8 protein-coding genes are annotated in these 13,686 nt (G+C 73.6%); 4 read left to right on the top strand and 4 right to left on the bottom strand.

Annotation, left to right across the window (positions count from 1 at the left end):
* Positions 1–167: 167 nt before the first annotated feature.
* Positions 168–1,742: an APC family permease gene (locus ACFVGO_RS36825; RefSeq protein WP_359909001.1), complete on the bottom strand. Its 1,575-nt coding sequence runs from the start codon at positions 1,740–1,742 to the stop codon at positions 168–170.
* 324 nt (positions 1,743–2,066) lie between these two features.
* Here ACFVGO_RS36825 and ACFVGO_RS36820 point away from each other — a divergent pair, with 324 nt between their 5' ends.
* Positions 2,067–3,191: an ABC transporter substrate-binding protein gene (locus ACFVGO_RS36820; protein WP_380636498.1), complete on the top strand. Its 1,125-nt coding sequence runs from the start codon at positions 2,067–2,069 to the stop codon at positions 3,189–3,191.
* A gap of 306 nt (positions 3,192–3,497) precedes the next feature.
* A complete protein-coding gene (locus ACFVGO_RS36815; protein WP_380636496.1) occupies positions 3,498–4,670 on the top strand; it encodes a hypothetical protein in 1,173 nt (390 codons plus the stop codon).
* 76 nt (positions 4,671–4,746) lie between these two features.
* Here ACFVGO_RS36815 and ACFVGO_RS36810 read toward each other — a convergent pair whose 3' ends face one another.
* The gene (locus ACFVGO_RS36810) at positions 4,747–5,289 is read right to left on the bottom strand and encodes an NUDIX hydrolase (RefSeq protein WP_380636495.1); all 543 of its coding nucleotides are present in this window, start codon (positions 5,287–5,289) and stop codon (positions 4,747–4,749) included.
* A gap of 123 nt (positions 5,290–5,412) precedes the next feature.
* Here ACFVGO_RS36810 and ACFVGO_RS36805 point away from each other — a divergent pair, with 123 nt between their 5' ends.
* Positions 5,413–6,435 (top strand): ATP-grasp domain-containing protein, encoded by a 1,023-nt coding sequence (locus tag ACFVGO_RS36805; RefSeq protein WP_380636494.1) that lies wholly within the window; start codon positions 5,413–5,415, stop codon positions 6,433–6,435.
* A 150-nt stretch (positions 6,436–6,585) separates the two neighbouring features.
* Here the strand turns inward: ACFVGO_RS36805 and ACFVGO_RS36800 are convergent, their stop codons facing one another.
* Positions 6,586–10,689, bottom strand: a complete 4,104-nt coding sequence (locus tag ACFVGO_RS36800) for an ABC transporter transmembrane domain-containing protein (RefSeq protein WP_380636492.1) — start codon at positions 10,687–10,689, stop codon at positions 6,586–6,588.
* A gap of 271 nt (positions 10,690–10,960) precedes the next feature.
* The gene (locus ACFVGO_RS36795) at positions 10,961–11,686 is read right to left on the bottom strand and encodes a TetR/AcrR family transcriptional regulator (protein ID WP_359908958.1); all 726 of its coding nucleotides are present in this window, start codon (positions 11,684–11,686) and stop codon (positions 10,961–10,963) included.
* A gap of 131 nt (positions 11,687–11,817) precedes the next feature.
* Between ACFVGO_RS36795 and ACFVGO_RS36790 the strand changes: the two genes are divergently transcribed.
* Positions 11,818–13,527, top strand: a complete 1,710-nt coding sequence (locus tag ACFVGO_RS36790; protein ID WP_380636491.1) for a carboxyl transferase domain-containing protein — start codon at positions 11,818–11,820, stop codon at positions 13,525–13,527.
* Positions 13,528–13,686 lie beyond the last annotated feature (159 nt).

Raw genomic sequence — 13,686 nt, 5'->3', positions numbered from 1 at the left:
TGGGGGGGGGGGGGGGAGGCCTTCTAGGGGCGGGGGCCCTTTCTTGGGGGGAAAAGAAGGGGTGCCGTCCCTCCGGGACGGCCGGGGTGGGGGGGGGGTGGGGGCTGTCGGGGGACGCCCACCAGCACAGGCCCACGAAGCGCTTCATGCAGCCCACAGTAACGGCGTCAGTCCTCCACGACCAGTGCCGGGGTGTCCTTGTGCAGCGTCTCGCCGCGGAAGAACTCCGGCCGGATGAAGCCGTACCAGGTCATCAGCGCGGCGCCGAGCAGCAGGATGCCGACGCCGATCACGAAGACCGAGCCGATGCCGAAGACCGAACCGCTGCCGTAGTCGGGGTCCCAGGCGTCGGTGAGGGTCTGGAGGAAGACCGCGGTGAGCAGCACGCCGCCGAGGAGCGGGGCGGCGCCCTTGAGCAGCAGGTCGCGGACGCCGCCGCGCAGCGAGCGGCGGAAGTACCAGACGCACGCGAAGGCGGTCAGCGCGTAGTAGAAGCAGATCATCAGGCCGAGCGCCAGGATGGTGTCCTGGACGACGTTCTCGCTGATCAGGCTCATGCCGACGTAGAAGACCGCGGTGGCGATGCCCGCCGCGACGGTGGCGTAGCCGGGGGTGCGGAAGCGCGGGTGGACGGCGCCGAAGCGCGGCGGCACGGCGCGGTAGGCGCTCATCGCGAGCAGGGTGCGGGCCACCGGGATGAAGGTGGTCTGCAGGCTGGCGGCGGCGCTGGCGACGACGGCCAGGAAGAGCAGGATGCTCCACGGCGAGCCGAGCACCGGACGGGCCAGTGCGGCGAAGACGTTGTCGGCGGTGGCCGGGTTGCCGAGGCCGTTGCCGGTGCTGCCGACGCCCGCGAACATCTGGGAGGCGATCGCGACCAGCAGGTACGAGCCGACCAGGGTGACCATCGAGATCATCGCGGCGCGGCCGGGGGTCTTGGCGCTGCCCTGGGTCTCCTCGTTCATGGTCAGGCAGGTGTCCCAGCCCCAGTACATGAAGATCGACAGCGACAGTCCGGCGGTGAACGCGCTGAACGAGCTGACCTGGAGCGGGTTGAGCCAGGAGAAGGAGAAGCCGATCGAGTCGGGCAGGTCACCGGAGGCGGCCTTGCCGATGGCGATGGCGGAGAAGAGCAGCAGCACGGCCAGTTGGAGGCCGACCAGGCTGTACTGGAACCACTTGGTGGCGGTCATCCCCCGGTAGCTCATCGCGGTGGCGCCGGCGATCAGCAGGACCACGGTGAGCAGGTGGACGGCCTTGTTCTGGTCGAGTTCGGTGACCCAGCCGCTGCCGGTCATCTCCCCGAGCATCAGGTACAGGAAGTCGGTCGCGACCCCGGCCAGGTTGGAGAGCACGATGATGGTCGCCACCGTCAGCCCCCAGCCGGCCATCCAGCCGACCCGGGGGCCGAAGGCCCGGACGCCCCAGGTGAAGGACGTGCCGCAGTCCGGGAAGTCCTTGTTCAGCTCCTTGTACGCGAACGCGACGAGCAGCATCGGCAGGAAGCCCGCCAGGAACACCGCGGGCATCTGGACGCCGACCGCGGTGACGGTCGGTCCGAGTGTCGCTGTCAGGCAGTAGACCGGGGCGACCGTCGAGACGCCCAGCACCACACTGCTCAGCAGGCCGACGGAACCGCCCCGTAGACCCTTGTCCCCCGCTCCCCCAGCGGTCCCCTGACTGCCGGGGACTCCACCACTGATGCCACTGACCGGGGCACCCTGCGGAGCGCCGGGCGCCATTGCCCGGCCGCTGCTCGTGTGCTCTGAGAGCTGCTGATCAAACACCAGCGCACCCTAGAGGCGAGCATGGAAGGTTGAGTAGACCAACCCTTGGTGATCTAAACCACTTACTTCGATTCGTTCGCCTGAAGGCCGTTGGGGTTGCTGTATTTACGGCTTGTTCACCCATGTACCTTTGTTTCAAAGGAGTTGGGCCAAGAAATTTTCTCCCTTTTGCCAAGGTTCGGCATAGTTTGCCCCTCCGGCGCGGACGGTCCGCGACCCCGCCCCCCTCCCATCGGATAGGTTTGCCTAACCTAAATTCGATCGTGAAAGGAGCGTCGCGTGCCCCCCACCTCCGACGACCTGGCCCTCGCCCCCCGCACCGCGACCCGCCGCAGGTTCCTCACCGCCGGGATCGCCGGAGGTGCCGTGCTCGGCCTCGGCGGACTGCTCACCGCCTGCGGCAGCTCGGGCGGCTCGGGCGGCGCGGGTGGATCGGGCGGCAGCGGCGGTTCGGCCCCGGCCGGCGGCGGCTCCTCCCCGAACCAGAAGTCGGTCAAGCAGGGCGGCGACGACTACGCGGCCGTGATCGAGAAGATGAAGGGCTTCGGCACCGACGCCGCCCCCGGCGTCTACCCGCGCACCCTCCGGCACGCGATGGGCGAGACCGTCATCCCGGCCAGGCCCACCCGGGTCGTGGTGCTCGACACCGGCGAGCTCGACAACGTCGTCGCCCTCGGCATCCAGCCGGTCGGCGTCGTGCACACCGACGGCTCCAAGTCCCTGCCGTCCTACCTCAAGGACAAGGCCGGCAGCCCCGCCGCCGTCGGCACCATCAACAGCCTCAACCTGGAGGCCATCGCCGCGCTCAAGCCGGACCTGATCCTCGGCAGCCAGCTGCGGGCCCAGGACCAGTACGCCCAGCTGTCCAAGATCGCGCCGACCGTCTTCTCGCTGCGCCCCGGCTACCCCTGGAAGCAGAACTTCCTGCTCAACGCGAGTGCGTTCGGCCTGGAGGCCGAGGCCAAGGCGCAGCTCGACGCGTACCAGGCGGCGGCCGCGGCGATCGGCGCGAAGCTCGGCAACAAGCGGCCCACCATCACTCCGCTGCGCTTCATGCCGGGCCGGACCCGGCTCTACGCCGAGCTCTCCTTCATCGGCACCATCCTCACCGACGTGCCGCTGCCGCAGCCCAGGATCGAGCAGGTCCAGGAGCTCGCGGTGGAGGTCAGCCCGGAGCAGATCGACAAGGCCGACGCCGACTGGATCTTCTACGGCGTGTACGGAAGCCCCAGCTCGACCAACCAGGACGCGGTGCTGGGCGGCGCGCTCTGGAAGACGCTCGGCGCGGTCAAGTCCGGTCAGGCCCGGCCGGTTTCGGACGAGACCTGGTTCCTCGGGCTCGGCGTCATGGCGGCGAACGCGGTGCTCGCCGACCTCAAGGGCTTTGTCGCGCCCGCTGGTTGATCTCCCGGTCGGTCCTTGACCGGCCCGAGGACCGGTCGCTCGCCGGTCGCTCGGCCGACCCCTGACCGGTCGCTCGGCCGGTCCCGCCCGGCGGGGCGGGACCGGGGCCCGCGGGCGGAGCGCGGCGCCGTTCCGGTCGTGCGGCAACGGTGTTCGCCCTGCGCCGTCTTGGGCGATCCCGGGGTGATCCCACGACGATCCCGCGGTGGTATCGCGGTGGTATCGCGCACACCGTCGGGTTCGACGCTTGGAGCTGATCGCGTGGTGCGGGAGGATCGTCGGGACCGTTCCCCGAAGGGCCCGCAGATGACTTCGCTCCACCCCGCCGCAACCGACCCGTCCCTGCCCGGCCCGCCCGGGGACAGCGCCGGATCCTCGCCCCCACCCGCTGTGCAGGGCCCGCCCGCCGCGGCCGTCCCGATGTGCTCGATCGCGACCGTCGTCGAGCCCGGTGCGACCGCGCCCGGCTTCCCGGAGGGAGGGGCGCGCCGGACCGGCCCGACACGCCTCGACTCGGTGCCGCAGCCGCGCAGCCGGTACGACGCGGAAGCCCCGACCGTCCCGCCGGCGGACGCGAGCCGTCGACCGGTCGCGGAGGTACCGGCCCCACCCGGCGTGGACGCGGAGACCGAGGACGGTCCGGCCGCTCCCGGCGCATCGGCCGAGCGTGCCGCCGCGGCGCCCGACGCCCTCCACGGGCCGGACGGAGCCGAGGCCGGGTTCGTCCGGTTCGGGTCCGCCGCCGCACCCTCGGAGGCCGGCCCGTCCGTGCCGACGCAGCGCACGGTGCGCGAAGAGCCGCGGATCCTGGGATCCCGGCGGCCGTCGCCCTCACGGCGACTGCGCCGGATGCACCCGCAGGCCGCCCAGAGCGGGCAGGGGGCGACCGCACGGGAGACGGCCGCGTCCGGCCCGACCGGAACGGGCCTGCCGGGTGCCACCGGCCGGGCCGACGAACAGGCCGGCGCGACGGGAGCGGCGGCGCAGGGACCGTCGTTCGGAACCGGAGCTCCCCGAACCGGGGCCCTCGATGCCGGCTCCGGAACCGGCATCGCCATCGGGAGCTCTGCCGGGACCGACCCCGCCGCCGTCGACCGCTCTGCCGTCGACGGCACCGCCGGGGCCTCCGCCGGGGCCTCGTGGGCCGAACCGCCGCTCGGCATCCTGATCGGCGCCGGCCCGGGACCCACCGAGGCCCTCGGCCGGCCGGAGGAACGGGCACCGGTACGGGTGGCGGCCCGGCCGATCCGGGTCGGCCGCGGCACCTGCCTGGTGGTCCTGCCCTCCTGGCGGCCCGCCATCGCCGTCTCGGTGCCGACCGAGCAGCTGCTGTCCGCGACCGGGCTCGCGGCCGACCGGCTGGTCGGCGCCCCGCTGACGGTGCTTATGAACCCCGCCGCGCTGCACGACCGGGAGCTGGAACTGCACGGCTGGGAGCCCGGTCCGGCCGCGCGGACCCGGCGCGGCGGGCGCGGGTAGCCGCTCCACCGGGCGCCGTTCGGTGCCGGGCCGCGCGGGTCCAGCGGACCCAGCAGGCCCAGCGGGCCCAGCGGCGCTAGCGGGCCCGACGGGTGACCGGGCCGTTCGGGACGTATCCGAGGTCGACCGGCACCGGCGGTCGACCGTCCACGGCCCAGCCCGCGCGGACCGTGTCCAGCAGTTCCGGCAGCGCGGGCGGCCAGAGCGCGTCGGCGTTCTCGTCGGCGAGGTCGGCCGGGGTCCACCAGCGCCAGTCCAGGATCCGGTCGACCGCGTGCACCGCGCTGACGTCGCCGACCGGGCCGCGGTGCGGCCCTGCGGCGAGGTAGATGTGCTCGTGCTGGCGGACCGGGGTGCCGTGCCAGGTGAAGTCGTGCTCCCAGGTGCAGAGCAGCGGGCCGGGTTCGAGGTCGCTCCAGCCCGTCTCCTCCCACAGCTCGCGCCGGGCCCCGTCCCACGGGGTCTCGCCCGGCTCCAGTCCGCCGCCCGGCATGGTCCAGTGCACGCCGACCTCGTCGTTGTCCGAACGGAGCAGGAAGACCGAGCCGTTCTCGTCCAGGACCACCGTGCGGGCGGCCTGCCTCGGCCTGCGCTTGCGGGAGCTCAGCAGATTTCGCATCGGGTCACTCTCGCAGCGGCCGTCCGGGGCGTCGAGCGGATTCGGCACTCCGGTCGGGTGCTCGGGTCGACCGGTCCGTCGTGGCGGGCCCGGGATCAGCCCGCCGACCGTACTCTGACGGCCATGCCCGTACCCGCGATCATCTTCCCCGCCGATCCGCTCAACCCGCGCCGGCCCGACCCGCACTTCGCCTGGGAGGCCAGGATGCTGCGGGAGTTGGGCGGCGAGCACCATCTGGTCGACCACGACGGGCTGCTCGCCGGGCGGGCCGAGGAGGCCGTCCGACGGGTACCGGCGGACAGCGGGCCGCTCTGGTACCGGGGTTGGATGCTGCCCACCGCCCAGTACGCCGACTTCGCCGCCGCGCTCACCGCCCGCGGCGGCGCCCTGCTGACCAGCCCGCCCGGGTACGCGGCGGCCCACGAACTGCCCGGCTGGTACGACGTGTTCGAGGGTGCGACGCCGGCCAGTGCGTGGATCCCGTCGGAGGGGCCGGTGGCGCCCGGGCCCGAGGAACTGGCGGAGGCCGCGGCCCGGCTCGGCGGGCACGGGCCGGCGATCGTCAAGGACTACGTGAAGTCGCGCAAGCACGAGTGGCACGAGGCCTGCTACGTGCCCGAGCTGGCCGACCTGGCTGCCGTCGGACGGGTGGTGGAACGGTTCGTCGAGTTGCAGGGCGAGTTCCTGGCGGGCGGCGTGGTGCTGCGGCGGTACGAGGAGTTCGAGGGCGCGGGCGTCCCGGCGGGGCCAGCCGGCGCGAACGGCGCCGACCGCGCGGCCGACGCGAGCGGGGTGTCCGACGTGAGCGGGGTGCCCGGTGCCGCCGGTGCGGCCGGCCCGGAGCACGCCGACGGCGACGCGCCGGGCAGCGGCGAACGGCCCGTGGAGGCCCGGGTGTGGTGGCTGGACGGCCGGCCCGTCCTGGTCGGGCCGCACCCGGACGCCCCGCGCCGGACCGTCGAGCCCGACCTCACCGATGTCCCGGCGCTGGTCCGCAGGCTCGGCTGCCGCTTCGTCACCACCGACCTCGCCAGCCGGGCGGACGGCTCCGGCTGGCGGGTGGTCGAGGTCGGCGACGGGCAGGTGAGCGACCTGCCGCGCGGGATCGACGCCTCGGGACTGCTGGCCTCGCTGATCGCCGCCTGACGGTTCGTGCGTGAAGGACCGCCGGGCGGGGCGTGGCGGTTCGAGGTCGCAGAGGTTCGGGGTCGCAGAGGTTCGGGATCGCAGAGGTTCGGGATCGCGCCCGGGCCGGGGCCGGCTTGACGCCGCCCCCCGGCCCGGGTGCGGGGCGGCCTATCCGGCGGCCACGGCCTCGGCCGCCGGGTGGCCGTCGGCGATGAACGCCTGCCAGAGCCGGCTGTAGGTGCCGCCCAGGGCGAGCAGTTCGGCGTGCGTGCCGTCCTCGACCACCCGGCCGTGGTCCAGCACGACCACCCGGTCGGCACGCTCGGCGGTGGTCAGGCGGTGGGCGATGACCAGGGTGGTCCGTCCGCCGCTGAGCCGGTCCGCGGCCCGGTTGACCGCGGCCTCGGTGGCCAGGTCGAGCGCCGCGGTGGCCTCGTCGAGCAGCAGGATGTCCGGGTCGACCAGCTCCGCCCGGGCCAGCGCGATCAGCTGGCGCTGACCCGCCGAGAGGTTTCGCCCGCGGCCGGCCACCTCGTGGTCGTAGCCGCCCGAGAGCCGGACGATCATGTCGTGCGCGCCGACCGCCCGGGCCGCCGCCTCCACCTCGGCCGCCGAGGCGCCCGGCCGGCCGTAGGCGATGGCCTCGCGGACCGTGCCCGCGAACAGGTACGCCTCCTGCGGCACCACACCCAGGCGGTGGCGGTACTGCGCCAGGTCGTAGCGGGTGAGGTCGACCCCGTCCACCCGGACGGTGCCCTCCGTCGCGTCGTAGAACCGGGCGACCAGCTTCACCAGCGTCGACTTTCCGGCGCCGGTCTCGCCGACCAGCGCCACCGTCTGCCCGGCCGGGATGTGCAGGTCCACGCCGCTCAGCACGGTCGGGGCGCCGTCCGCACCGCCGTTGTAGGCGAAGCCGACGCCCTCGAAGGAGATCTCGCCGCGCAGGCCCTTGACCACCGGGACCGGGTCGGCCGCCTCGGCCGTGGTGGTCGGGGTGCGCAGCAGCTCGCGGATGCGGCCGAGGCCCACCGAGGCCTGCTGGTACCCGTCGAACACCTGGGACAGCTGGTTGACCGGCGCGAAGAACAGGTCGATGTAGAGCAGGTAGGCGACCAGCGCGCCGACCGTCAGCGTCCCGGCGTCGACCCGGGCCGCGCCGACGATCAGCACCAGCGCGGCGGCCACGCTGGAGAGGAACTGGACGAACGGGAAGTACAGCGAGATGTAGAGCTGGGCCCTGACCCGGGCCTCGCGGTAGGCGATGCCCCGGGCCACGAAGCGGTCGGTGTTGGTGTCCAGGCGGCGGAACGCCTGGACGATCCGCATGCCGGCCACGTTCTCCTGGAGGTCGGCGTTGACGGTGCCGATCAGGTCGCGGGAGCGCTCGTACTGGTCCTTGGACTTCTTGCGGAACACCAGGGTGGCGATCACCAGCAGCGGCAGGACGGCGAAGACCACCAGGGCCAGGCCGGCGTCGATGATCAGCAGGGCGGCGAAGATCCCGGCGAAGGTCAGCAGGCTGACCACCGCGGTGACCATGCCGGTCTGGAGGAAGGAGGTCAGCGAGTCCAGGTCGGTGGTCATCCGGGTCATGATCCGGCCGGTCAGCTCGCGCTCGTAGTAGTCCAGGCCGAGCCGGTTGAGGTGGGCGAAGATCTTGAGCCGGAGCGTGTAGAGGACGCGCTCGCCGGTACGGCCGCTGACCTGGTTCTCCGCGCCCTGCACCACCCAGTCCAGCAGCACCACGACGAGTGCGGTGAGCGAGGCGACCGCGACGCCGGACATCAGGCCCTTGCGGACACCGTCATCGATGCCGTGCCGGATCAGCACCGGCAGCACCAGTCCGGCCGCCGCGTCCAGGGCGACCAGCAGGAGGGCGATGAGCAGCGGGGTGCGGAAGGAGCGCAGCAGGCGGCGCAGGGTGAAGTCGGGGTCGCCGGCCTCGGCCTCGGCGCGGGGGACGTCCGGGGTGTCGGAGGCCGGCGGCAGGGCCGCGACCCGGTCCAGCAGGTCGGGGTCGGCGGTGCGGGCGGCCTTGGCCAGGGCGGGGGTGGGGAGGACGGGGGTCGTCCGGGTTCCGGGGGTTCCCGCGGTGTCGTCGGTTCCGGGAGTGGCCCGGGTGCCGTCGGTTCCGTCGGTTCCGTCGGTTCCGTCAGTTCCGGCGGTGCCGGGAGCGCCGTCGGTGGGAGTGCCGTCGGCGGCCGGCTGCCCGGTTGCCCGCCCGGGCTTCGCCGGGGACGCCGCCGGGGACGCCGGTTCATCGGATGCCGGTTCGGGGGTGGAGTGCCGGTCGGCGGAGCCGGCCTCGGGGTCGGTGATCAGGGCCCGGTACTGGGGACATCGGGCTTCGAGTTCCTCGTGGGTTCCGAGGTCCAGCAGCCGGCCGCGCTCCAGGACGGCGATCCGGTCGGCGAGTTGGAGGGTCGAACGGCGGTGGGCGATCAGCAGCGTGGTGCGGCCGGTCATCACCGAGCGCAGCGCGTCGTGGATCTCCGCCTCGATCTGCGGGTCCACCGCCGAGGTGGCGTCGTCCAGCAGCAGGATCCGGGGGTCGGTGAGGATCGCCCGGGCCAGTGCGATGCGCTGGCGCTGGCCGCCGGAGAGGGTCAGGCCCTGCTCGCCGACCTTGGTGTCGTAGCCGTCCGGCAGCGCGCGGACGAACTCGTCGGCCTGGGCGGCGCGGGCTGCGGCGACCACCTGTTCGTCCGTCGCGTCCGGACGGCCGTAGGAGATGTTGGTGCGGACCGACTCGGAGAAGAGGAAGCTCTCCTCGGGGACGATGCCGACCGTCGCGCGGACCGAGTCCAGCGTGAGGTCGCGCAGGTCGTGGCCGTACAGGCGGACGGTGCCGGAGGCGGGGTCGTAGAAGCGGGGCACCAGCTGGGCCACCGTCGACTTGCCGGAGCCGGAGGCGCCGACCAGGGCGAGGGTCTCGCCGGGGGCCAGCTTCAGGCTGAGGCCGTGCAGGACGGGGGCGGGGTGCTCGGGGTCGTAGCGGAACTCGACCCGGTCGAATTCCAGGGCGACGTCGGGGGTCCGCGGGCCTACGGGGGCGGCAGCGAGGGCGTCGGCGGCAGCGTCGGCGTGGGCGTTGGCGGGGGTGCCGATCGCCGAGGCGCCGGCCGGGGGGCCACCGTGCGCGAGGTCCAGGGTGCGGGCGTCCGGTCGCTCCTGGACCAGCGGGCGCTCGTCGATCAGCTGCAGGACCCGCTCGACGCCGGCCCGGGCCTGCTGGCCGACGGTGATGACCATGGTCATCATCCGGACCGGGCCGGTCATCTGGGCGACGTAGGTGGAGAAGGCGACGAAGGTCCCCAGCGTGACCCGGCCGTCGACGGCCAGCCAGCCGCCGAAGGCGAGGACGCCGACTTGGGCGAGCGCCGGGATCGCCTGCATCGCCGGGTTGTACCGGGCGTTCAGCCGGATCGACCGGAGCCGGGCCGCGAAGAGGTTGTGGGAGGCCGCCTCCAGCTTGTCGAGCTCCTGCGCCTCCTGTCCGAAGCCCTTGACCACGCGGACGCCGCCGATCGCGCCGTCCACCACGCCCGCGACGGCGGCCGCCTCCTGCTGGGCGGCCCAGGTGGCGGGGAAGAGGCGCTTGCGGCCGAGCACCGAGACCCACCACAGCGCGGGGGCCATGACCAGGGCGACCAGGGTGAGCGGCGGGGACAGCCAGACCATCACGGCCAGCGACATGACGAACATCAGCAGGTAGCCGGTCATCATCGGCAGCATCGAGAGCAGGCCGTTGACCAGCTGGAGGTCGGAGGTCGCCCGCCCGATCACCTGACCGGTGTCCAGCCGGTCCTGGCGGTGGCCGTCGAGCCGGCCGAGCGAGCGGAACAGGTCGCTGCGCATGTCGTGCTGGACGTCGACCGCGAGCTGGCCGCCGTAGTAGCGGCGGACCTGGGTGCAGCCGAAGACCACGAGGGCGGCGAGCAGCAGCACCACCGCCCAGGGGGCCAGCGAACGGGTGTGGGCGATGATGACGTCGTCGATGATCAGCTTGGTGACCAGCGGCACCAGCGCGGTGACGGCCATGCCGAGGAGCGAGGCGCCGAACGCGAGCAGCAGGCTGCGCCGGGACCGCCAGCTGTAGCCGACCAGACGGCGCAGCCAGCCGGCCGCCTCGGCGCCTTGGGCGGCCTCCGCGGCCGGACCGGTGTTCCCGACGGCGGTCTGCGGGCTGTCGGCGGGAGCCTCCGGGGTCGGGCCGGGGGCCGGGGGGCCGCTCGGGGATTGCTCCACCGTGGATCCGTGAGTCTCAGGCATATTTAGGGATGCTAACCATTTCGTCGGGTGGCCGCCATGGCGTTTCCGAGCCGGAGGGGTTCGGGGCCGACCAGGGGAAGCCCCGATCATCCGGCCCGGCGGACTGGCCAACAGCCGACGGCCTGCGGTGATTCCCGGGCGGACACTCGAACGGCCCACTCCCCCGGCCGTCTCCAGGATCGCCGACGACCCCTCGCGCGCCCAGCGGCCGGGGACGGGTCGGGCGTCACCCTTTGGGACCAGGCCTCCGGACGGACTGCCGCCGAGCGCCTCAAACGCCCGCGGACGCCGAACCGTCGGCGGGGACGCCCGCGGACGCCGAACCGTCGGCGGGGACGCCCGCGGATGCCGAACCGTCGGCGGGGACGCCTGCCGATTCCGCGGCCGCCGCGAACGCGCCGTGGGCGAGGGCGTGGAGCAGGGCGGCCATGCCGTCGCGCTGGAGGGCGACGCGCTCGCCGTGGTCGGGGTTCGGGCCGAGGCTGTGCGGGGTCGAGTTGATCAGGCCGAAGACGGCGTGCACGGCGGCCCGCGCCACCGGCTCGGCGGCGGGGCCGGCCAGCGGCGGGTAGGCCTGCCGGACCACGTCCACCCACAGCTCGACGTAGCCGCGCTGGAGCCGGCGGACGGTGCGCCGGTCCTCCTCCTTGAGGTTCAGCAGTTCCCGGTCGTGCAGGGTGATCAGGTCCCGGTCGCCCAGGGCGAAGTCGACGTGGCCGCTGATCAGCGCGTCCAGCGCGGCGGCCGGGCCTTCGCCGCCACCGGCCCGGCGGCGCCCCTCGTCCAGCAGGCGCTCGCTGATGCCGATCAGCAGGTCCGCGAGCATCGCGTCCTTGCCGGCGAAGTGGCGGTAGAGCCCGGGGCCGCTGATCCCGACCGCCTTGCCGATCTCGTCCACCCCCACGCCGAGGAAGCCCCGGGCCGCGAACAGCCTCGCGGCCTCCCGGCGGATCTGGTCGCGGCGGGGGAGCGCGGAGGCGGCGGGGACGTTCGGCATGCCGTCCATCGTAGACAGTCGGGTTATCGGCCGTTAACCTGGGCGCGTAAGTTAACGTTAATTAACGTGGCGATCACGGGCGGACGCACCCGGCTGCCCACCTGGTGCCGAGGGCAAGGGAGCTCTTGGGAATGGTCATCTCAACCGCCGGAACATCCACCGGCTTCCGGCTCGGCGCAGCGGCCGGCACTGCCGCGCCCGGCGCCGCACCGTCCGCGGCCGCCGCACCGGCGCCCCGGCTCGGCAGCTCCGTCGACCCGGGCTCCGAGGCCTACCGCGCGAACACCGAAGCGCACCGGGCCCTGGTCGACGAGCTGCGCGCGAAGCTCGACGCGGCCGCCCTGGGCGGCGGTGCCAAGGCCCGCGCCCGGCACACCTCCCGCGGAAAGCTGCTGCCCCGCGACCGGGTGGACACCCTGCTCGATCCGGCCTCCCCCTTCCTGGAGCTGGCCCCGCTGGCCGCCGACGGGATGTACGACGGCGCGGCGCCCGCGGCCGGGGTGATCGCCGGAATCGGCCGGGTCGCCGGTCGCGAGGTGGTGGTGGTCGCCAACGACGCCACCGTCAAGGGCGGCACCTACTACCCGATGACGGTGAAGAAGCACCTGCGCGCCCAGGAGGTCGCGCTGGAGAACCGGCTGCCCTGCGTCTACCTGGTGGACTCCGGCGGCGCCTTCCTCCCGATGCAGGACGAGGTCTTCCCGGACCGGGACCACTTCGGCCGGATCTTCTACAACCAGGCCAGGCTCTCCGCCGCGGGCATCCCGCAGATCGCCGCGGTGCTCGGCTCGTGCACGGCCGGTGGCGCGTACGTCCCGGCGATGAGCGACCAGGCCGTGATCGTCCGCAACCAGGGCACGATCTTCCTGGGCGGCCCGCCGCTGGTGAAGGCCGCCACCGGTGAGGTGGTCACCGCCGAGGAGCTGGGCGGCGGCGAGCTGCACTCCCGCACCTCCGGCGTGACGGACCACCTGGCCGAGGACGACGCCCACGCCCTCTCCATCGTCCGCACCATCGTCGCCGGGCTCGGCCCGCGCGAGGCCAGGCCGTGGCCGCTCACCCCGGTCGAGCCGCCGGCCGTCGACCCGGCGGGCCTGTACGGCGCCGTGCCGGTCGACCCGCGCACGCCCTACGACGTGCGCGAGGTGATCGCCCGCCTGGTGGACGGCAGCCGGTTCGCCGAGTTCAAGGCGGAGTACGGCGCCACCCTGGTCACCGGCTTCGCCCGGATCCACGGCCACCCGGTCGGCATCGTCGCCAACAACGGCGTGCTGTTCTCCGAGTCGGCCGTCAAGGGCGCCCACTTCATCGAGTTGTGCGACCAGCGCGGCATCCCCCTCCTCTTCCTCCAGAACATCACCGGGTTCATGGTCGGCCGGCAGTACGAGGCGGGCGGCATCGCCAAGCACGGCGCCAAGATGGTCAACGCCGTCGCCTGCACCCGCGTCCCGAAGCTGACCGTGGTGGTCGGCGGCTCGTACGGGGCCGGCAACTACTCGATGTGCGGCCGGGCCTACTCACCTCGCTTCCTGTGGATGTGGCCGGGCGCCAAGATCTCCGTGATGGGCGGCGAGCAGGCGGCCTCCGTCCTCGCCACCGTCCGCCGCGACCAGCTGGAGGCGCACGGCGAGCAGTGGCCGGCCGAGGCGGAGGAGGGGTTCAAGCGCCCCGTCCGTGAGCAGTACGAGCGCCAGGGCAACGCCTACTACGCCACCGCCCGGCTCTGGGACGACGGTGTGATCGACCCGATGGACACCCGCACCGTCGTCGGTCTCGCGCTCACCGCCTGCGCCAACGCCCCGCTGGCGCCGCCCGCTCCGTACGGCGTCTTCCGCATGTGATCCCGCCCCGTGTCACCCCTGCGTCCGTGACCCCTCCCTTCCGGGTGTGACTCCCCGCGGCGCCGGCCCACCCCTGCCCGCTCCCCCCCCCCCCCCCCCCCCCCCCCCCCCCCCTCTCCCCCCCCCCCCGGAGAAAAGCCCCCCCATTCGAAACAAGTC

This window comes from Kitasatospora sp. NPDC057738 (assembly GCF_042798815.1).
Classification (GTDB): Bacteria; Actinomycetota; Actinomycetes; order Streptomycetales; family Streptomycetaceae; genus Kitasatospora; species Kitasatospora lactacystinica.
Note: the sequence above shows the minus strand (reverse complement) of the source record. Positions and strands in the feature narration are given on the sequence as shown.